This window comes from Corallincola platygyrae (genome assembly GCF_039544265.1).
GTDB classification, from domain to species: domain Bacteria; phylum Pseudomonadota; class Gammaproteobacteria; order Enterobacterales; family Neiellaceae; genus Corallincola; species Corallincola platygyrae.
On the sequence record NZ_BAABLI010000030.1, the window covers coordinates 38,316 to 58,928 of the forward strand.

21 protein-coding genes and 1 pseudogene are annotated in these 20,613 nt (G+C 49.4%); 8 read left to right on the plus strand and 14 right to left on the minus strand.

Annotation, left to right across the window (positions count from 1 at the left end; translation table 11 throughout):
• Positions 1–136: 136 nt before the first annotated feature.
• Positions 137–1,351: a beta-ketoacyl-ACP synthase I gene (fabB, locus tag ABEA14_RS17100; RefSeq protein ID WP_345341676.1), complete on the minus strand. Its 1,215-nt coding sequence runs from the start codon at positions 1,349–1,351 to the stop codon at positions 137–139.
• 148 nt (positions 1,352–1,499) lie between these two features.
• Between fabB and mnmC the strand changes: the two genes are divergently transcribed.
• The 4 genes from mnmC (at position 1,500) to ABEA14_RS17120 (ending at position 8,788) form a co-directional block, all read left to right on the plus strand.
• Positions 1,500–3,533 (plus strand): bifunctional tRNA (5-methylaminomethyl-2-thiouridine)(34)-methyltransferase MnmC2/FAD-dependent 5-carboxymethylaminomethyl-2-thiouridine(34) oxidoreductase MnmC1, encoded by a 2,034-nt coding sequence (mnmC, locus tag ABEA14_RS17105; RefSeq protein ID WP_345341678.1) that lies wholly within the window; start codon positions 1,500–1,502, stop codon positions 3,531–3,533.
• Between the two features lie 104 nt (positions 3,534–3,637).
• Positions 3,638–6,001, plus strand: coding sequence for a diguanylate cyclase domain-containing protein (locus ABEA14_RS17110; RefSeq protein WP_345341680.1), 2,364 nt, complete (start codon positions 3,638–3,640; stop codon positions 5,999–6,001).
• A gap of 259 nt (positions 6,002–6,260) precedes the next feature.
• Positions 6,261–7,748, plus strand: coding sequence for a glutamate-cysteine ligase family protein (locus ABEA14_RS17115; protein WP_345341682.1), 1,488 nt, complete (start codon positions 6,261–6,263; stop codon positions 7,746–7,748).
• Complete coding sequence (locus ABEA14_RS17120) at positions 7,745–8,788, plus strand: M14 family metallopeptidase (protein ID WP_345341684.1); 1,044 nt, start codon at positions 7,745–7,747, stop codon at positions 8,786–8,788. Before ABEA14_RS17115 ends, ABEA14_RS17120 begins: the two co-directional genes overlap by 4 nt.
• A 46-nt stretch (positions 8,789–8,834) precedes the next feature.
• Here the strand turns inward: ABEA14_RS17120 and ABEA14_RS17125 are convergent, their stop codons facing one another.
• The 6 genes from ABEA14_RS17125 to ABEA14_RS17150 all read right to left on the minus strand — a co-directional run bounded on the left by ABEA14_RS17125 (position 8,835) and on the right by ABEA14_RS17150 (position 11,608).
• The gene (locus ABEA14_RS17125) at positions 8,835–9,542 is read right to left on the minus strand and encodes a L,D-transpeptidase family protein (RefSeq protein WP_345341686.1); all 708 of its coding nucleotides are present in this window, start codon (positions 9,540–9,542) and stop codon (positions 8,835–8,837) included.
• A gap of 46 nt (positions 9,543–9,588) precedes the next feature.
• Positions 9,589–9,954 (minus strand): hypothetical protein, encoded by a 366-nt coding sequence (locus ABEA14_RS17130; protein ID WP_345341688.1) that lies wholly within the window; start codon positions 9,952–9,954, stop codon positions 9,589–9,591.
• Positions 9,944–10,330 (minus strand): VOC family protein, encoded by a 387-nt coding sequence (locus ABEA14_RS17135; protein ID WP_345341690.1) that lies wholly within the window; start codon positions 10,328–10,330, stop codon positions 9,944–9,946. The genes ABEA14_RS17130 and ABEA14_RS17135 overlap by 11 nt, the downstream gene beginning before the upstream one ends.
• A 41-nt stretch (positions 10,331–10,371) precedes the next feature.
• On the minus strand, positions 10,372–10,758 hold the full coding sequence (locus ABEA14_RS17140; protein ID WP_345341691.1) for a SpoIIAA family protein: 387 nt from the start codon (positions 10,756–10,758) through the stop codon (positions 10,372–10,374).
• 190 nt (positions 10,759–10,948) lie between these two features.
• Positions 10,949–11,260: a cupin domain-containing protein gene (locus ABEA14_RS17145; RefSeq protein ID WP_345341693.1), complete on the minus strand. Its 312-nt coding sequence runs from the start codon at positions 11,258–11,260 to the stop codon at positions 10,949–10,951.
• The gene (locus ABEA14_RS17150) at positions 11,261–11,608 is read right to left on the minus strand and encodes a winged helix-turn-helix transcriptional regulator (RefSeq protein WP_345341695.1); all 348 of its coding nucleotides are present in this window, start codon (positions 11,606–11,608) and stop codon (positions 11,261–11,263) included.
• Between the two features lie 99 nt (positions 11,609–11,707).
• On the opposite strand from ABEA14_RS17150, the gene ABEA14_RS17155 reads away from it, so the two are divergent.
• Entirely contained in the window at positions 11,708–12,496 is a 789-nt protein-coding gene (locus ABEA14_RS17155) for an SDR family NAD(P)-dependent oxidoreductase (RefSeq protein ID WP_345341697.1), read from the plus strand.
• A 70-nt stretch (positions 12,497–12,566) separates the two neighbouring features.
• Here ABEA14_RS17155 and ABEA14_RS17160 read toward each other — a convergent pair whose 3' ends face one another.
• Positions 12,567–12,812 carry a Rho-binding antiterminator gene (locus ABEA14_RS17160; RefSeq protein WP_345341699.1) on the minus strand — a complete coding sequence of 82 codons (246 nt, stop codon included), beginning with the start codon at positions 12,810–12,812 and terminating at the stop codon, positions 12,567–12,569.
• A 213-nt stretch (positions 12,813–13,025) separates the two neighbouring features.
• Between ABEA14_RS17160 and ABEA14_RS17165 the strand changes: the two genes are divergently transcribed.
• Positions 13,026–14,135 carry a hypothetical protein gene (locus tag ABEA14_RS17165; protein ID WP_345341701.1) on the plus strand — a complete coding sequence of 370 codons (1,110 nt, stop codon included), beginning with the start codon at positions 13,026–13,028 and terminating at the stop codon, positions 14,133–14,135.
• A 173-nt stretch (positions 14,136–14,308) separates the two neighbouring features.
• Positions 14,309–15,490: pseudogene (locus ABEA14_RS17170) on the plus strand (IS4 family transposase); the annotation flags it as partial.
• 120 nt (positions 15,491–15,610) lie between these two features.
• Here ABEA14_RS17170 and ABEA14_RS17175 read toward each other — a convergent pair.
• The 5 genes from ABEA14_RS17175 to ABEA14_RS17195 all read right to left on the minus strand — a co-directional run bounded on the left by ABEA14_RS17175 (position 15,611) and on the right by ABEA14_RS17195 (position 18,154).
• On the minus strand, positions 15,611–16,072 hold the full coding sequence (locus ABEA14_RS17175; RefSeq protein ID WP_345341703.1) for a hypothetical protein: 462 nt from the start codon (positions 16,070–16,072) through the stop codon (positions 15,611–15,613).
• Between the two features lie 94 nt (positions 16,073–16,166).
• On the minus strand, positions 16,167–16,640 hold the full coding sequence (locus tag ABEA14_RS17180; protein WP_345341705.1) for a DUF4410 domain-containing protein: 474 nt from the start codon (positions 16,638–16,640) through the stop codon (positions 16,167–16,169).
• A 76-nt stretch (positions 16,641–16,716) separates the two neighbouring features.
• Positions 16,717–16,986: a hypothetical protein gene (locus ABEA14_RS17185; protein WP_345341707.1), complete on the minus strand. Its 270-nt coding sequence runs from the start codon at positions 16,984–16,986 to the stop codon at positions 16,717–16,719.
• 128 nt (positions 16,987–17,114) lie between these two features.
• Positions 17,115–17,639 carry a hypothetical protein gene (locus ABEA14_RS17190; RefSeq protein ID WP_345341709.1) on the minus strand — a complete coding sequence of 175 codons (525 nt, stop codon included), beginning with the start codon at positions 17,637–17,639 and terminating at the stop codon, positions 17,115–17,117.
• Positions 17,640–17,740: 101 nt separating this feature from the next.
• Positions 17,741–18,154 carry a hypothetical protein gene (locus ABEA14_RS17195; protein ID WP_345341712.1) on the minus strand — a complete coding sequence of 138 codons (414 nt, stop codon included), beginning with the start codon at positions 18,152–18,154 and terminating at the stop codon, positions 17,741–17,743.
• 484 nt (positions 18,155–18,638) lie between these two features.
• Between ABEA14_RS17195 and ABEA14_RS17200 the strand changes: the two genes are divergently transcribed.
• Positions 18,639–19,793, plus strand: a complete 1,155-nt coding sequence (locus tag ABEA14_RS17200) for an IS110 family RNA-guided transposase (RefSeq protein WP_345341714.1) — start codon at positions 18,639–18,641, stop codon at positions 19,791–19,793.
• A 365-nt stretch (positions 19,794–20,158) separates the two neighbouring features.
• On the opposite strand, the gene ABEA14_RS17205 is transcribed toward ABEA14_RS17200, so the two are convergent.
• The gene (locus ABEA14_RS17205) at positions 20,159–20,515 is read right to left on the minus strand and encodes a hypothetical protein (RefSeq protein WP_345341715.1); all 357 of its coding nucleotides are present in this window, start codon (positions 20,513–20,515) and stop codon (positions 20,159–20,161) included.
• Between the last annotated feature and the right edge of the window lie 98 nt (positions 20,516–20,613).

The window sequence follows — 20,613 nt, forward strand, 5'->3', positions numbered from 1 at the left end:
ATTTGCCGATTTAAATGGCAATCAGTTAGGTAGGATCGGTTTCTCGATCAGAGAAAAGGCCGCTTTGTGCATTCAATGAAGAAAACAAAAAAGGGCCATAAGGCCCTTTTCTCATGCAAAATCACCGGTGAGGTGATTAGCCTTCATACTTCTTGAAAATAAGAGTGGCATTGGTACCACCGAAACCAAAGCTGTTTGACATAACAGTCTTCAGTTCTGCTTCTTTCATTTCGGTGACCACAGGCAGCCCTTCAGCTTCTGGGTCAAGGTTGTCAACGTTGATAGATGGCGCAACAAAGCCATTCTCAAGCATCAACAGAGAATAAACCGCTTCGTTTACACCCGCAGCACCCAGCGCATGGCCTGTCATTGACTTACTGGCACTGATCGCTGGCGCGTTGTCACCGAATACCTCTTTAATTGCACCCAGCTCTTTTACGTCACCCACTGGGGTACTGGTACCGTGAGTGTTGAGGTAATCAATCGGGGCATCACATGTTGCCATAGCCTGACGCATACAGCGCACGGCACCTTCACCTGAAGGCGCTACCATGTCATAGCCGTCAGAGGTCGCACCATAGCCAACAATTTCAGCATAGATCTTGGCACCACGCGCCAGAGCATGTTCAAGTTCTTCAACGATCACCATGCCGCCACCACCAGAGATAACAAAACCATCACGGTCTGCATCATAGGTACGCGAAGCTTTGTCCGGAGTGTCATTGTACTTAGTAGACAGCGCGCCCATGGCATCGAACTGCATCGCCAGCGACCAGTGAACCTCTTCACCACCACCAGCAAATACCACGTCCTGTTTACCCAGTTGGATCAGTTCCAGTGCGTGGCCAATACAGTGCGCAGAAGTTGCACAGGCTGAACTCATTGAGTAGTTAACACCTTTGATTTTGAATGGTGTTGCCAGACAGGCAGACGTGGTGCTGCCCATGGTGCGAGGCACCATATAAGGGCCTACGCGGCGAACGCCTTTTTCACGCAGAATGTCGGCCGCCAGCACCTGGTTTTCAGAACTGGCGCCGCCAGAGCCTGCTACCAGACCGGTACGCTCATTTGATACAACGTCTTCGCCAATGCCTGCATCGTCAATCGCCTGCTGCATTGCAATGTATGCATACGCAGCGGCATCGCCCATAAAGCGCATCTGCTTACGGTCAATAAACTCACTTGGGTCAAGCTTCACATCACCCCAAACGTGGCTGCGCAGCCCCATCTCTTCGAACGATTCTGCCTTGGTGATGCCGGAGCGCCCGGCCTTAAGTGATGCTAAAACTTCTTCAGCGTTGTTACCAATACTGGAAACAATACCGATACCTGTGATTACCGCTCGTTTCATTGCAAAAACCTTGATTTTTATTCCAATCGCGGATGATAGCCGCAAAGAATGAGCCAAGTGGTCGGTTCTCCGCGGCACCCGTAGTACTTCTAACCTGCATACAATGCAGTAGAATAGCGCGTCACGCCAGCGATAGGAGCAATTTTTCATGACACTGTTGTTCAAACTCAAACATGCCGAGTTGGATTGGTCAGATCCAACGACGCCCGTAGCCACAGAGTTTGATGATGTCTACTTCTCCCGCGCAAGCGGACTGGAAGAAAGTGCCTACGTTTTTATGGCGCAAAACCAGCTGCCGGAACGCTGGAATAGGGACAGTGAAAGATTCGTTATCGCAGAGACTGGCTTCGGCACCGGCCTGAATTTTTTACTGACCTGGTCTAAGTTCAACCAGTCGCTCGCTGAAGCGAAAACCAGTGCTCGGCCCCACGCAAAGCGGCTGCATTTCATCTCATTTGAAAAGTTCCCACTGCGGAAGCAGGATCTGGAAAAAGCCCTTACAGTCTGGCCACAGCTCTCCGAACTCGCCGGACAACTGGTTGATGCCTATCCACCCGCTACCGCGGGCTGCCACCGATTGACCTTTGCCAACGGACAAATCACCCTGGATCTCTGGCTAGGCGATGTGAATCATTGGCTGCCACAGATCAATGCCGCTACCGACTCAAATACCCAAATTGTTGATGCCTGGTATCTGGATGGCTTCGCTCCGGCCAAAAATCCGGAGATGTGGCAACCGACGCTGTTTCAAAACATGGCGCGCCTGTCGAAAACGGGAACCACTGTTGCAACCTTCACTGCCGCAGGTCTGGTAAGACGTTCTCTGATCGAGGTCGGCTTTGAGATGGCCAAAGTCAAAGGGTTTGGCCGTAAAAGAGAGATGCTGGCAGGACAATTCAAGCAACACGAAAACGATACCGATAGTGCCGATGAACCAGCCAAAACTCTTATCTCGGCAGATAGCCAAGTCACTATCATCGGAAGTGGCATCGCTGCGGCAGCCACACTTTACAGCCTGACAAGCCGGGGAGTCCCATGCCGGGTAGTCAGCCAGGATCCCGAGCCGGGCTCGCAGGCATCAGGCAACAAACAAGGGGCTATCTACCCCCTGCTCCACGTAGAAATAGACAGCATCAGCCGATTCTTCAGTCCGGCTTCAGCCTATGCCATTCAGCAGATCCGTCAGATATCAAAACTTAAACCAGATTTGCCACACGCACTCGATGGCGTGATCCAACTGGCATTCAATGAGCGAAGCCAAATAAGGCGGAGTAAGTTGATAGAAGCTGACAACTACCCCGATACACTGCTGCAAGGGATCAGCGCAGAAAGCGCCTCGGATCAGGCGGGATTAGAAGTTCCTCACGATGCCCTGTTTTATCCATTAGCGGGCTGGGTTTCGCCGCGGGAATTGTGCCGCACACTGTTCAATCTCGCCTGCGAACTTGCACCTGTCGAGCAAGTCACGGCGCGCGTAGACGGCATCGAACCCAAAGAATCTGGCTGGCAGTTGTCTCTGAAACAGGCTGATGACCAAAAGACTGAGCTGCAATGTGAACACCTTATCGTATGCGCTGGCCACCAAAGCCAGCTGGGCCCATTAGCAGAGGTCCCCATGCACACCATCCGTGGACAGGTCAGCCATGTTGATGCAAACGAACAATCACGGGGCCTGAAGCGCGTGCTCTGTTACGAAGGCTATATGACTCCCGCAGAAAATGGCGAGCACTGCATCGGGTCCAGTTTTATCAGAGCAGATCTCAACGAGGAACTTCGCAGCGAAGAGACCCAGGAAAACCTGGCGAAGCTAACCCGATGTTTATCACCAGCAATATGGCCATCTCAGCTCGCAGCCAAAGACAAAGGCAAAGTGGGTTTCCGATGTGCCGCACCAGACCACCTGCCCATTGTTGGCGCCGTTGTAGATAGCGCAACGACAGAACAAGCAGCCGAAAAAGCCGAGGGGCCTCAATCATTGCCCAGTCATAAACAGCTATGGACATTGACTGCGTTAGGTTCCAGAGGCTTAACCTCCGCCTTTTTATGTGCAGAGCAACTGGTAGCAAGAATGAGAGGGGAAGCTGAACCACTACCACTGAGTCTGTCAGATGCTTTATGCTCTCAGCGGTTTCGCTGGCGAGCAGCGCTCAAGGCAAGTAAATCCAAACAAACCGACACCTGAATTAGTGCAAACCATACAAGCAATAACATACTGCTAACATTTAACCTTTGCTGTACGATTGCTGTACGGTCAAAGTGATACGGCTAACGTCCGAGGAGTGATAGTTGCGCCGACTACTGTGCTTGTTTCTGATCTGCTTCACTTTCTTGCCTTACGCATATAGCACTGGGCAAGAAGAGGCATTGACCATAAAACAACTGGTTGAGCTGTCCCGCAAGGAACCAAAACAAGCCATTGTTGTTGGTGAAAAGATGCTGATTGAAGCCCAGTCAGCGCCAGACAGCGCGAGGATTAAATTGGCGATCGCCTGGGCCCAGCTGTTGCAGGGTGAATACGATAAAACCGACGACCTGGCGAAACAGGCGCTAATAACCGCAGAGCAATATCAACTTGCCAAGCTACGCGCCGAGGCGATCAATATTCAGGGTGCAGTCGCCTACCGAAAAGGCAGGTACAGCGAAGCTGAAACCTTCTTCCATAAATCTCTGGCCATTGCCGAACAGTACCAACTGCTTGACCGCCAATTGGGTGCGCATTCGAATTTAGGCAATGTTTATCGCAATATGGGTGAGCCGGTATTGGCACTCGATAACCTTTACAAAGCGCTCCAACTCGGCGAGAAAATTCAAGACCCATGGCGAATGGGAGTGACTCAAGTTAGCCTTGGCTTAATCTACAAGGAAAATGGCCAATACAGCAGCGCACTCAGTCGCTTTGATCAGGCTCGCTCGCTATTCCGCCAAGCAGGTAACGAACTTTCACAAACCTTTCCTCTCGGCTATGCAGCTGAAATCTATCAGCTACAGGGCAAGTACGAACAAGCGCTGAAAAGTGCAAACAAAGCTCACCAGATATGGCTTCAGCACAACGCAAAAGATTCAACCGCCAGAAGCCTTTTGACGTTAGCCAAACTACATCGCCTATTGCTGCACAAAGACCAGGCACAGCAATATCTTGAGGATGCAAAGCAGATTTACGAAGCGCTGGAGAATGGTACAGGCATGGCCAACTATCATTTGGAAGCGGGCCAGTTAGCGTTAGATCTGAGAGAAACTAAAAAAGCGCAGCAGCACTTCCGTAACGCGCTCACCTACTACAGCAACCAAGGCCAGCAGACCGCCCAAATAGAAACCCTGAATCTAATCGCGGAGAGCTGGCTGAGATTGTCGCAGCCCGCACAAGCTGAAAAATTCTTGCTACTGGCAGGTGACTACGCCCTAGAAAACGCCCCGGTACCACTTCTTGTTCAACATGACTTATTGATGGCAAAAAGTCGTTTTGCACTGGGAAGACGCGCATCCGCACTGCCACTGGCTGAGCGCGCCGCCATACGCGCTACAGAGATCAAGAAACTGGACGAAGCACGCCAAAGCTACCTTTTGCTAAGCGATATCTATCAGCAACAGGGCGAGTACAAAAAAGCGTTGGAGCACTACCAGCTATCCCAGGCATTCGCCAATCAATTAAGGGAGCGAGACCAGAACAAGAACCTGCAACTGCTCAGAGCTGAGCACCAATTGGCACTGCAGGCGCAACAGTTGGAAAAAGTGAATGCAGGAAAGATCCAAGCAGAACTCGCTCTGGCGCAACAAAAATGGCAGAAGAAAACCCTGCAGGGCACCATCGCCGTGCTTTGTATCCTACTCTGCCTGATCAGTGCGCTTGTGTATCAAAGCCGTCGCCTCGCCAGATTCCACGAAGAGCGCAGCCTGCATGACCCATTAACCAAGCTGGGCAACAGACGCTTCCTGGAGCAGTGGTTGGGCTTGCAGCTGCCCATCATGCAGAGACGGTGGTTTCAAAAGCAGTCGACCAATGAGAAGTGCGCCGACACCTACTTCCTGATGATCGACCTTGACCATTTCAAACAGGTCAACGATAGCTTGGGCCATGCTGCCGGAGATGAAGTGCTTGCCCAATTCAGTCAGTTATGCAACCACCTGCTGCGAGACAGCGACCAGTTAGTTCGAATTGGCGGAGAAGAGTTTCTTTTGGTCGCACAACAGATAGATGGTCAGGGTGCCGCACAGCTGGCAGAGAAAATCCGTCGTGTCGTGGCTCGCCACAGCTTTATTATCGACGGGCAACGTCCACTGAACATCAGCTGCACTTTGGGTTTTGCTCCCTTCCCTCTGGCAGACCAGCAGCCAGAGCAACAGGCTATCGAAGGCTCGATCATGCTCGCTGACCGACTTCTTTATGAGGCCAAGTCGATGAATCGCAATGCATGGCTGGGGCTCAGTCACAGCCATAGCTGGAAAGCGAATGAACTTATAGATGCTGATATGGACGAGCTATACAGTGCGCAGGCACGAGGGGAAGTCGTCCTAATAAGCCGCCATGGTATTGGCTCTCGAAACGAAGCAGAGAGTGAGCAGGAGCCTGTAAAGTCTGAGTCAACAACAACAACTCCCAACGAAGGGCTTGCGGACAATCCAGAACAGCCGCAGGGTGATGGCAACCCGTGACGTAATTGCTCCCACGAGCGGTCAAGTCTATGAGTTGGTGTAAGCACGAGAGCCTCCTCAGCTAAACCCTCTCCCCCGGAGAGGAGATCAGAATTTGTCTTGTTGTTTCTGTACATAGCCGCTCCTGCGCGTCCATGCGCCCGCGACATACCGTACTTCCTGTACATAAAACTGAAGCGGATCAAATATTTCGTATCCGATCGGGCAAGGTGCTCCCCCTGTCTTACACTGAGATTATCCCCTAATCGGAACGTGTTTTATGGGACAGGCGGTCGACACTCATGATTTCAGCCCTGAGGCGTTTGCGCGGTTTTCAGATAAGCTGGAGCAAAATCTCAATGTATTGGAACAGCTCCTCGACACCCCCTCCTTTGGTGTTGGCGAGACATCCATAGGTGCAGAGCTTGAGCTGTACCTCGTAGACCATTGTGGCCATCCCCAACCCTTTAATAAGCACTTTCAACTGCAAGCTAATGACCCCCAGCTGACCCTTGAGCTCAATCGATTTAATCTCGAATACAATCTTTCTCCGGTGCCAGCGCAAGGCACACCCTTTACCGCAATCCACAGCGAGATGAACCTCAAACTGGCCACCCTGAGGAGAATTGCCGCAGCCAATGATACTCGAGCAGTTGCCATCGGTATTTTGCCAACATTAAGAGAAACAGACTTTGGGCTAGCCAATATGACTGACGAGCCCAGATATCACGCTCTCTCTAAGCGGCTGGACCAGCTGCGGGATGAACCTTTCCATATCAACATAGATGGACCCGAGCCACTCAAGCTCAACACAGATTTTCTTACGTTGGAAGGTGCCAACACCTCCTTTCAATTGCATCTCCGGGTAAACCCAAACGAATATGCTGATATCTACAATGCCGTACAACTGGTCACACCAATAGCCTTAGCGCTTGCAGCTAACTCCCCGACACTACTGGGCCACAAGCTATGGCACGAAACGCGGATCACCCTATTCAAGCAATCTATCGATTACCGCGACCGCGACAAAGGTGACTGGCAACCACCGGCACGTGTCGGATTTGGTATGGGGTGGGCAAGAAAAGGCGCCCTTGAGCTCTTTGAAGCCGGTGCCAGGCAGTTCCCAGTTATGATGCCAGTGGACGATGATGAAGACCCCCACGCACTTTTAGCACAGGGTAAAACGCCACAGCTAAAAGCGCTGAGACTGCATCAGGGAACGATCTGGTATTGGAACCGCCCCGTATATGACCCTGTGTGTGACGGACATTTGCGCATCGAACTCAGGTCGCTGCCCGCTGGGCCCACCCCTCTCGATATGATGGCCAATGCCGCATTTGCACTTGGTATGGCATTTGGGCTGCAAGAGGAAATTAATCACTTGGTCACCGCACTGCCTTTCGAACACTGTCGATATAACTTTTATCGCGCGGCCCAGCACGGTATGGCAGCAAAACTTGTGTGGCCCGATGCAAACCATGGTCAGCTACATGAATGTGATGTCACCGAACTGGCAAAACAGATGTTGCCCATCGCGCGGCGCGGGCTCTCCTGTTTAGGCATCTCGGAGCAAGAAGCGATGACTTACCTTGCCCCTATCGAAGCACGCTTGGCCAACCATCAAAATGGTGCGCTTTGGCAGCTAGCCATGCTGGATATCCTGGAGCAAAACATGCTCCGACATGAAGCACTGCATGAACTTGTTTGGCGTTACTACGAGCAGCAACTTACCGACTTACCGGTGTCGGATTGGAGTCTTGCGTTATGACAGCACCGCGGCTCAACAAGGTGACGATAGCCCGCGGAGAGCGCCTGGATAAAGCACTTCTGGGCCCAGATGTGATCAGCTGGCTCAAGAACTTGAGTGGCCCGACATGGATAGAATGGCAAGGAGAGTCATCTGTTCGCCAGCGCGTAATTGTAACGCTATTGCACGGCAATGAACCCTCCGGGATCGAAGCGCTTCATGCCTGGCTCAGTTCAGGACTCACACCCGCAATGACCTGTCATCTGATTATTGGCGTGATTGGCACCGCACTGACAAAACCCTATTTCAGTCACCGCCATTTACCTGAACTACGGGACTTGAACCGATGCTTTGACGGGCCAACCGATGATCTGCCCGGCCAATTGGCACAACAGATTTGGCAAACCATAGAACAGCTACAACCCGAAGCCGTGCTGGACCTGCACAATACATCCGGCTCGGGTCCCGCCTTTGCTGTCAGTGTGTCAGATAGCAGTGAACATCAGGCGCTTGCCAGCCTGTTTTGCCAACGCATGATAGTCACCGATGTCTTTCTGGGCGCGCTGATGGAGAAAACCCGCCCATCACAGCCCATCGTAACCATTGAGTGTGGCGGAGCTATCGACCCAGAATCAAAAGAGGTTGCAAAGGAAGGGCTCTACCAGTTCTTAACGGCACCGAAAGTTACCACCTATCAGCATTACGACTGGGATATTGAGCTACTCAGCCACCCCAAACGTGTAGTACTTAGCGCAGATATGAGCATCGCCATGGCTGAGCGCGCTGTGAAAGGCGCTGACCTGACACTGGTAATGGGTATCGAGCATTTTAACTTTGGCGAGGTCACCCCTGACAACCGACTGGCATGGATAGGGCCATCGGGCATAGACACCATACAGGTGGTTAACGGACAGGGAGACAACCTCTGTCGACACTACTTTCAGGTGATTGACGGCGCACTCTACCCTAAACGGCCACTCAAGTTATTTATGATCACACCCAATCTGACAATTGCCCAGGAAGACTGTCTGTTCTATCTGGTGGATGCGAGCATCGATTAGTCCGTTAGCCAAGCAGTACCCCCTGTTGTAGTTCTGCTCAATCCCACTAGCCGGCCGTATCATGTTCAAACACATACCGCCCGCTTTTTACTTCCGTGTTGGGCGGTCGTCGATAGTGTTCAAAATAATCATATCCCTGTTTTAAGTTGACCCAGAAAGCGTGCCAGCGATGGTCTTTTTTGTCGTCCAAGGCCTCGGATGTCATAGGGAAAGGAAACGCATGTACCCGCACGTATGGCTGACCATTTTCCAGCGCAGACACCATCAGGGTATATATCTCATCGATGTAAGGATCTGTCATCGCGTAGCAGCCGATGGAAACGCAGTCACCATGTACCATGAGTGCACTGCCGGTTCGGCCATAATGACGGTCATAGCGATTGGGGTAACCCAGATTGAACGAAAGATGAAACTGGCTCCAGGGGTTCAGGCGCTGTGGGGTAACAAAGTAAAAACCTTCCGGGCTTTGCATATCTCCCATTTGTTGTTTTGGCCCCAGTTCGCCGGAGAAAGCGCAAATGGGGTAGCGCTTAAACAGTCTGAACTGCGCGTCCTCATGCTCCAGCCAGACTTCTAATTCTGCCGGCTGCTTGAAGATGCGAATAAAGACGGGAGCACCTAACTCCAGTCCCATTGCTTTTAGTGCCTTGTCCAGCTTGGGAGTAGCCGTTTCAATAGCCCGCTCAGACCGCTTGCTGGAGGGCAACGCAGGCTTGCTATCACCCGCCAGGCAAGTTCCACAGTTGAATAGCATGAAAACAAGCCCAATCAATGGCAGAAAATTAGCGTTTCTTACACCGCTAACCATTGATATCTTTGGCCCGCTGCAACATCACACCATCGACCTGCATCCACCAGTCATCTCCCTCTTGGTGAGGCGGTACGTCCACCATAAACTTGGTAGTAAAACCCAACACGCCCACCACGAAACCACCCTCTTCAAACTGCTTTAATGGTGCGTTAATGGTTGTCTCGCGGGGACCTTGTTTTCTGTAGTAATTAACGATGCCATCAGCATTGATCACCAACTTCATATTGTCAGCACGCCAGTCACCTACATAGGCGAAACGTTCAGGCGGAATAGGATCAACACACGCCACCAGCATTAACGAAACCAGCGTTAGGCAAACTAACCTCAAACGACGAAACATCGGTTTAATCATCATCTCTGATCTCCACTCTCCATGGCGGATTCCTGCGGCTTTCGCCTGCCCAATACAGTTTGATTTTGTTACCTGAAGGGTCGTATAGCACCGCCTCACGCCATAGGTAGCGCTGATCAGTAGGCATCTGTTCAAACTGGATACCTTTTTCCACCAAACGATCTACCCAGTCATCCAATTCGGGATGCTCAAAGTAGATGATGGCACCATTGGAAAAGTCACCCAGCTCCAAACTCAACGAGAACGTGGCATTACCCATGGGCGACTCAAACCGAGCGTAGTGTGGGGTATCAACAATCTGGGTAAATCCCAATTTGCGATAAAACATTGCAGCCGCTGCCATATCTTTCACCGGCAACGTTATCTGATTTAAATCCAAGTGCACTCTCCCTGCAGTTTGCTACGCCTTATCCAAGGCGCTCACTCATCTGACGAAGCCAATAACCAATGCATCGCTTCATCCCTGTCTTCAAAATATTCACACTGGCCCGCAACAAACCAGTTGCCTACCTTGGCTGCCAACTGTTGCCAATGGCGGTTACCTAAAATAGCCACTCTTTCAAATTCCCGGCCATGGCGCAGGCCCAGTTTGAAGTCGTCCCATGCCGCTCTGAGCTCCCAACCTTTCAGTTCAGTCGCATCCAGGAACGCATTGATTTTAGGCTGTGTCACCTCAGCCAGCGCATTCTCCAGCATTGGCGTGATCTTCTCATAGTCTTCGTGGGTCAACGTGCCTATCGCTTTTAGGCTGAGGAAAAACACATTGTCCACACGTTCGATCCCCATGGAAAAACCATGACGTTCCATTTCATGTCTCCTTAAGCAAAGTGCCTACACCTTAACTTTAGGAACCTCTGCCCCAACAGCAACCAGCCACTCACACCAGAATTGACTATGCGCATAAAACGGCTCTGAACTGATTTCAGGGCATCTGTCTTGGTAAAAAAGTGCAACCTTGGTAAAAAGTACAACCAAGAGCTGCCGAAGCTGAAAACGTCTAAACGCTACCTTCTGATTCAATCACGAGTACCCGGGCTTCGCCCTGTGGATGTGCCACATGTTCGGTGCCTTCAGACGCATAAAAGATATCACCGGGATAGAGCAAGGTGGCGAACTCCTCGCCTTGTTGTCGGTAGCGCATCTCCACCACGCCATCAATCACCACAAACACTTCCTGGCCATCATTGACGTGCCACTTGTAAGCTTGATCGGTCCAATGCAATCGCGTAGTAATACCGCCCATATTGGCGATGTCCAGCGCGCCCCACGCGCGATCGGCTTTGAACTCCCTGCCCCTAATAATCTTCATCTAGTTCGCTTCCTGCGCGTCAATTTCATCCTGAAGCTGCTCCAACTGGTCCAGTATGCGGATGAACTTATTGCCAAAATCCGTCACTTTATACTCCACGCGTGGAGGGATCTCATTGAAGCTGATCTTCTCCAGGATGCCAAACTGCGTGTTCCGTCTCAGGCATTCGTTAAGCACCTTGGTGCTCAGCCCATCGACATTGCGCACCATCTCCCCCGGTCGGTTGACGCCATCAGCCAGCAGTTGATACACGGTCAAAGACCATTTGCAGCCATAAATGGTTTCCACCATACGGGCACTCTTATCCGGTGGCGATTTCCGTGAAATTTTCTTTTCTTGGTTTTTCATAAAGATGTACCAAAAAGTACTTATAGCACCGATTTGTACCTACTTTTCAATAAGCTATCGTCAGAAATATGCTGAGTCCACCACTTAAGGAGACTCAACATGAACATTTCAACATCTAACAGCAATAACGCAGCCCAAGCCATCGCTCTGATTATTGGCGGCTCCAGTGGCATGGGGTTGGCCACAGCTAAACAACTTCTCAACCAAGGTATCACGCCCCTGATTGTCGGCCGGGATGAATCTAAACTCGCTCAGGCCCAACAGATGTTGTCAAAACTGGGGCTGGTGGAAACGCTTCGCGCCGATCTTTACCAACCTCAGGACATAGAGGGTTTAATCAGCACCATACAAGCGGAACAACGCCATATTAAATTTCTGGTGAATGCCGCTGGCTACTTCAAACCGACAGCGTTTCTTGACCATAGCAAAGATGACTACCACGCCTATCAGGCGCTTAACGAAGCGACGTTTTTCATTACCCAAGCAGTTGCCAATAACATGGTAAAACATGGCGGTGGCAACATGGTTAATATCGGCTCAATGTGGGCAAAACAAGCAGTGAAAGCAACGCCCTCTTCCGCATATTCGATGGCAAAAGCGGGTCTGCATGCATTAACTCAGCACCTTGCGATGGAGCTGGCCGAGCACAATATTCGGGTCAACGCGGTGGCTCCGGCCGTGGTAAAAACCCCAATTTACGGCGCATTTATCGAACCCGATGCAATCGATGAGACCCTGGCTGGATTCGATAGTTTTCATCCGATTGGCCGTATCGGTACCGCCGACGATGTCGCTCAAACCATTAGTTTTTTGCTAAGCGACCAAGCCAACTGGATCACAGGCGCGATCTGGGATGTGGATGGCGGAGTCATGGCAGGAAGAAACTAAATGATTTTTGGAAGTGTTATGCTACTAGGACGGGGCTGGGACTATGCGAATATAGTCCTGCTTCAGCCCCCTAATCAAATATCACCCGCTTGAAATGCGGGTTCTCGACCGTCACTTCCATGGCAACCAGCTCATCAAGTACCACCAGGTGTTTACCCTGCTTTTGCTCCACCAAAATACACTCCTGCTTGGCACTATTGCGCTGAGTATCAATGGCAACGCCAGACAGCACTTCACCTGATTTCAAAGTCAGCTCAACCGGGTAGCGGTACATGCAGGCGATCTCGATATAGTCGTACTGGGCACAGGTGATCATTAGCTCACGCTCACAGTCGTATTCAAAACTCCATCTTGGCGCCCCAACATAGAGCATCCAGATCAAAAATAGGGAAACGTAGATATTCTACGGCGACAAAACTGTTAGAATCGCTGCCCTGTAGAGGCTAACAGCCATGGAATAACAGTAGAATCTGATTTTCTAAGACGTTAGCAGCTTTTGTAGCTTATTCATCGAAAAGTGGACATTAAGATGGCATTTGAGACGCGCCTAAAATCAGATCAGCCGGGACAGTTGGATATCGAGTACAGTATCAACGGCGAACATCACCAGATCTTCTTTAAGAGCGATTCAATAGATTTTTGCTGGGATGCTTCAACGCAACTTTGCGGCACCCTTCTCCCATCTCTGATAAAAACCGGGCACGCACACCTCGCCAGTGACATCGATCCCTCACTGCAGGATAACGTCGAGAAGCTTTGCGCCATTTATGGGCAATGGTTGGATAAAGAGATGACGCTTACTCGGGCAGGAAGCGCAGAGAGCCAGAAAGTAGAGCCATTACCAGCAGAGCGAGGAACCGGCTGTTTCTTTACCGGTGGCGTAGATTCTTTCTACACCTACCTGAAAAACGCCAAGGAGATTACTCACATCATCTATGTCCATGGATTTGATGTAAAACTTGATCAAACAGAAGTTCGGCAACAGGTCAGTGAAAACCTCGCGGCCATTGCCAATGCATTTGATGTCAAACTGATTGAAATTGAAACGAACTTCAGAGAAATATGGGACCTAACCGGGCCATGGGGCGAGCTGACGCACGGCCCCGCACTGGCAACAATCGCTCATTTGCTTAAAAGGCACATATCGAAGGTCATCATCCCAGCTTCATATACATACAACGATCTTTTTATGTGGGGCTCTCACCCCATCACAGATCCTTTGTGGGGTGATTCTCAACTCAGTTTCGTTCATGACGGTTGTGAAGCACGCAGAACCGAAAAGGTTGCCGCTATCGCAAACTCAGATATTGCTCTGAAGCACCTGCGAGTCTGCTACATGACTAACACCACCGAGTTTAACTGTGGGCGTTGCCAGAAATGCCAAAGAACCATGATCAACCTGCTAGCGGCAGGTGCGCTTGAGAGATGCACGACGTTTCCAGGTGCCAAACTTAACTTTAGAAAGCTCAAGTACATCACCGGAACGGAGCTCAACACCCGAACCTTTTTGAAGGACAATATCATCGCGCTTAGCGAGCGAAAGGATCCACTTTCTTTAAAAGTGCGAAATGCATTGGAACGTTCGTTCAATAGACCCGTGTTGCTCAGAAAAGCGATTAGAATGGTGCAAATGCGCTAAAAAACGGTAATTACAGGAGTCAACACAACGGGAAGTGTTGGCTCTCTTATGTCTGCTTCTAGCGAATCCCCTCATTCCTTGGGAATTCAGAAAAGTAGACGCGCATCCCGTGGTTTGATCTAATTAATTTCGCCAAAAACAAATCCAATCAACCCTGCACGGAGGCAGTTGGGATGCGCGAAATTCAAATACTACAGCAAATGCTCGTTGAGCAATGTCCACAAATTCACAAAAAACGCCTTAGTTCCCTGATGGTTGCCACACAGTCGTTGCTTGATGGCGACAGCTTGTCATTGACCGAGTTGGGGCGTCATATACAAGGGCGTGTCTCGCCTAAGCACAACATCAAACGCATCGACCGGTTGTTGGGTAACACCCATCTGAATATTGAGCGATTAGCGATATATCGTTGGCGAGCAAAGTTACTATGTGGCTCTAATCCCATGCCTGTTGTTTTGGTCGACTGGGCGGATGTACGAGAGCAATTGCGAATGATGACACTGCGCGCTTCCGTGTCAGTGAAGGGTCACTCTGTCACACTCTATGAGCGCACATTTGAGTTTAAGAATTACAACTCACCTCGCAGCCATAGTCAGTTCTTAAAAGAGCTTTCGAGTGTTCTGCCCGAAGGTTGTGTACCGTTGGTTGTCACTGACGCGGGGTACCGTAACACCTGGTTTAGAGAGGTCGCGTCTTATGGCTGGTATTGGTTAGGCCGCTTACGCGGCGAGGTGTGTTATCAGCTCAATAAGCACTGGGTACTAACCAAAGCCCTGTATGACTCGGCGTGCAGCAAAGCCCGCTATATCGGTGCCGTGCAAATAGCCCGTAAGAAGCCGATGCCCTGTCATTTATACCTATTCAAACCCCAAGACAAACAGCGCAAAGACAAGCGCTCTCGGCGCTCTGGCACCAATCACTCGGCAAAGAAGCTATATCATCGCTCAGCCAAAGAGCCTTGGGTACTGGCAACCAACCTACCGCCAGCGCTATTCAACGCAGTGCAAGTAACCCAGCTATATGCCAAACGGATGCAAATCGAAGAAACCTTCCGCGACCTGAAAAGCCCGCAATACGACTTCGGCCTCAGACACAGTCGTTCGCGCTGTCCACGGCGTTACGATGTTCTGCTATTAATCGCTATGCTAGCGGAGATGACCTTGTGGTGGTTAGGACTGGTTGCACAACAAATAGGTTGGCAGCGTCACTTCCAGGCTAACACCATAAAAACCAGAGCAGTGCTATCGATGGTGAGACTGGGGAAAGAGGTTCGGCGACGACCAGACCTTGTCATTACAGAGCAGCGAATATGCTGGGCAATCTTTGAGTTTACTCGCTTGGTTCACTCTGCAGGGCTGGAGGATTTAAGAGGGGATCCTCCAGCGCCCCGCATAAGGGGCACAAAACTGTTGGCTAAAATGAGCGACGGAGTAGCACAAGCCAACAGATTTGTTTCCAATGCCTTTATGCATTTGTTATGTGTTGTGCTTAACCATGTTCTCTACAGCTCGCAAATTCACTTTGTTTAACCTGATAAAGTCTTTGTGTTTAGTAAAAATTGGTCCAATCCAACCATCTTCATGTGTGAATGCCATGCACCAAGCGTAATTTTTGGGGAATACAAAGAAATCAGAAATACCTACTCCTTTCTCTGGCTTCTCTCGAGCCAGATAGAGTGAGTCATAAGTCAATTTATAATCATTGGGCAGGATATAATACGATGGTGCAGCAACATCCTGGTACTGTTCAATTGCAGCGTCACATTGGTAGTGGCATCTCATACCAGCTTCTCCACCCCATAGGTACTCACTATTTGGCCTCGTAGGGTTCCAGCCTTTGCGATCCGGACAAAATATCGAGAGCCACTTTTTAAACACCCGCTCAGAGGTAGGCTTATCCAAAGCTACCATAGGAAAACTTTCCATATACCCTTTCATCCTAGCTCCGCGTCAAAGATATATACCGCCCGCATTGAGCGGCGCGAAGGTTTTTTGTCCAAGCAGTTTTTTCAGCTGCGACTTGATGCGAGAGTTATGACTTGCCGGTTCTAATGAAGCTTATGATTTTATCGGCATGCTGTTCAATTAACCCTTTTGCTGAACCAGTAGCCGTAGGGTTCTCTGAAACCACGGTTATTTTTCCTAGAACTTTTCCATCCTTACTATCTTTAATGACCACAGTACTGGTTATGTTATCTGAGCCAGCCATAATTCCCGCAAGAGCACGGGCTGCGCCATGCCGCATATAGTATTTAGTAAAGGTTATTTCAACTTCTCTTGTTGCTTCATTGGCAGAGGAGTCTCCGAGTTGACTCAACTGAGAATCAAGTCTGGTTTCGAATATCTCCATTCCTTTATCAGTTACATTTGCATGGTCAATAATTTCACGCTCAAACTTGTCTGAATGATTCAGAACATAGGCTTGTTCAACCACCACTTTAGTACCAGCACAACCAGCCAAAAAAGCAACCAATAAACTAATTAAACCAAACTTCACTGCATGCATTTAAAAATCTCCTTGAAAATGTGAAATAAAAGTCATAGTGCCGGGCCTACGGCGACCCCAAAAATTAAGTAACTTGTTAGTTTTTAGCTGAAAAATAGTGTTGTTGAGATAGCTGTTCGGTTAACCACTTCCTAAAATCCTCTTCTGAAACCGGGTCTTCCGCTAAACCCCATTCATTCCAATGCCTAGTTATCATGCCTAGCCACTCCTCAGCGATTTCGAGATAGGCAGGGCTTCCTTGGATAGCTAGTGCCTTGGTTTTAAGTGCGTTCGCAATCCCGCTTAGCTCGTGAATTGATGACTCTCCTTGTAAGTACAAATCGCCGATTCTCAGAAGCGCTTTCAATTCGGCTACCTTGCTAATGGGGACGTATGCCATAAAAACTAACGCTTAATTTTTGAGGCAGGCACATAGTATCTGTCGTCCATTACTTTGCTTTTTCAAGCAACTTACAAAATGTTTTTGTAACCAGCCTAAACAGGACCGGCGAAACCACTTTGGCATGTCTTTTCGGGTTCAGAGTAACTTACTGTTACACCAGTAGCATCATTGCTGCCTGTATCAAATTCTCTTATTCGTAAGTAGCATTGCTCATTGTCGTGAGAAAACATCATGACATAACTCGCCTTCTTGCGAGGAATGAAAGAAGTGGACACGAGACACTCTCGATTTCCAACATAGCCTTTGAAAGACGTTTGAAACGATTCTCCGGCTGGAATTCTTTTCTCAAAGTATGAGGAGCTATTTAGAGCGGTGTCAGGTATTGCTTCGACTTGAGGATCAGACTCAATGGTTTTTATGCTGCTTACATAACCTAATATTTCTGGGTTACTGCAGTCAGCTCCTGGGTAATAGACAACCCTCGCTCCAGTTGATGTTACAAACTGAGGAGCTTCAACTCTTAACGAGACCAAAGATTTACCAGTTGGCGGGATGTAAGTCGTCGCACATCCCGCAATAGCTAAAAGAGTAAGAGTTATCGTACAGGTATATTTCATAGCCATTCCATAATTATGATAAATAGGCTGCTAACGTCGCAAACAGGGAGCAAGATCGCGGAATCCCCACGCTGTTTAACTTGTCCCAACGGTTTTGCCTGTTATATGCCTTCAATAGAACCTACATAAAATTTCAAAAGGTGTGCCTCTATTGGGACTGTAATACTGCCAGCTAATTCCTTGGTTTCCAGCTTTCCCAAATTCATTTCTATTCTTTCTGAGTTCACAACAGGGAAAGTATCATGCCCCTCAGACTGTGGCTTTTGGTAATAAGCGATCACTCTGACAAAAACCGATTTTTTAATCTTTCTTTTATTCTTTATTGTTATTCTATAATCACATGAATTAAGATTGCACACATACCATTCAGAAACTATTTCAATGTCATTGTTTTGGCTGTTGAAATAATCTATCACTAGAAAAGCAATAAATGTCGCCAGCACACCAGAGATAAAGGCTTTTCCTATCAGCCTTTTTATTCTAACTTTTCTTCTGTGCTCTTCACGTGTGACCATATTTTCCTGTGCATGTAATGCCCAAAACAGAGGCGAACAGAGCGAATCCTTGTAGCCAAAGGCTGCGCTGTTTCTTATTTTGCTAATGCTCCCGCTCTTTCGCACCACTCGATGCGGGCATCAGCGAGCAACTTCACAACACTTAAATTCGTATCCGAAATGGAAGAGGGAAAGAGAGTAACTAATGGAGAGCGCCACTTCCTTTCGGCGATTGGGATTCAATATACCCTGCCAAAACATCTTAAAACACTGTTTTAGCCACACTTTATGAACCTGAATCAAGTTTTGCTGCTGCGGAATTGACGGCTTTGAAAGAAGTGATGGACACTCGGGGTGAAGTGGAACCCGGAAAGGACTAGCACCCTAACCAATTGGACGCATAGACAATATGACTCCCACAAAAGGTGCTGACCTCCGCCTTCGTGGGTTAGCTGAAAAGCCAGAGCCATAATGTATTTGCAAACAATACAAGCTGGAGGTCAGCATGAATTACAGTAGCATACTTTTTGTCTCACTAGACACGCACAAAACCTTCTCTGAAGTCGCCTATTGTGAGGATCGTCAACGTACTGAAATTAAACATTTTGGTCGTGTGAACAGCACCAAGGCCGCCATCACCAAACTGGCCCGGCAATTCGCCTCTAAATATCCCAACCACACCCTTCACTTTGTTTATGAAGCTGGCCCTTGCGGTTACTGGATCTACCGTCTGCTAACCAGCCTTGGCCACTGCTGCTATGTCATTGCCCCTTCGCTTATTCCCAAGAAACCTGGAGACCGTGTCAAAACTGATCGTCGTGATGCTATCAAGCTCGCCAGTTGTATCCGTAATGGTGATCTCACGCCTATCTACGTGCCAGAGCCTGAAGATGAAGCGATACGGGATCTGTCTCGCGCCAGAGAAGCCTGTATGAAAGATCTCAAAGCCGCTAAATATCAGCTCAAGGCACTGTTGCTCCGAAATCATATTCAGTGCGCCGTCAAAGATAACTGGTCACCGAAACATCTCCGATGGCTGACCGAATTAGTGCTTCCTCATCCCGCACAACAGATCGTGTTGCAGGAATCTATTCAAACCGTTTCAGAGCGCATGCGACGGCTTGAACGACTCGATAATGAGCTCGTGCATCATGTTAAACGTTGGCGTTACTACCCAGTCGTTAAAGCGGTACAGGCGATGCGAGGTGTGCGTTTACTGGTCGCGGTGGGCGTGATCGCAGAGCTGGGAGACTTAACCCGGTTTGATCATCCCAGGAAGCTCATGAGTTATCTCGGACTGGTACCCAGTGAGCACACCAGCAGCGATAAACGAAAGCTTGGGGCGATCACCAAATCGGGCAATCACCGGGCACGCAGGCTGCTGGTTGAAGGAGCCCATTCCTATCGTTATGCCGCCAATGTCTCTACTGAGCTACAAAAACGTCAGGAAAGCCTGAGTCAAGAGATCATCGATATCGCCTGGCAGGCACAGCTGCGGCTGTGTCGACGTTATCAGCGTCTGGTGAAACGAGGTAAACATTACAACGTGGCCGTCACCGCGATCGCCAGAGAGATGATCACGTACATCTGGGCCATTGCACGAGAAGTGATATTAAGTCCGGTGGTACCGACTAACCGTCTGGCACGCATGCCGGCATGACAACAGGTACTGAGCTGATGCATTGGATCAAGCCACGGGTGTGGCACAACCACCGACGGCGTTAGGATGGCAACGGCGCAAGCCGTTGAACCACGAACATAGACTGAAGACAGGTGCCACGGCGGAACAAGTAAGGTAGGCGCTGCTCACGAAAGTGAGTAATCCACGGATACCAGCATGACAACCGACGAATGTACCGGCTTCATCTGATGCATCAGCTCTTTTTACCAGAGTAAAACGATGGCTAGATTTTTAGCAGGGATCAGTGTGTCAAACTTGACAATGGGAGTCATACCAACGCCTAAAACAGGGAGCAAGTTAGCGGCAAAGCCGCGCTGTTTAACTTGTCCCAATGATTTTTCTTGTTATACGGCGTTGTAAAGATCATGCAGATACTCACCGTCTTCACTGTTAAGCTGGATAGCATTTTTACCCATGCCTTTGTTTAAAGTCAGTTGATTCGTTTCATCTATATCCGATATTGAACGGACACCATCTAGGACACAGAGAAAACCAAAGACAGCCTCATGGACAGACTCTGACACTGCTCTGCTTACCATGAGGCGATCGTTTTCAGACAATGACCTGTACCACTCAGACCTTTCAACTAGCTCTTGGGGAGGCCTTCGCCCGGGAGGCGCCTCCATGCTCTCAACTGTTGCCTCAATAGCTGATTTGGAGACAACGAGCCTTATCGCATCAACAAACTCTTGTTTATTCACTAGAACTCCAAAGCCGTATAACGCCTAAAACAGGGAGCAAGTTAGCGGCAAAGCCGCGCTGTTGAACTTGTCCCAATGGTTTTTCTTGTTAGCAGTAC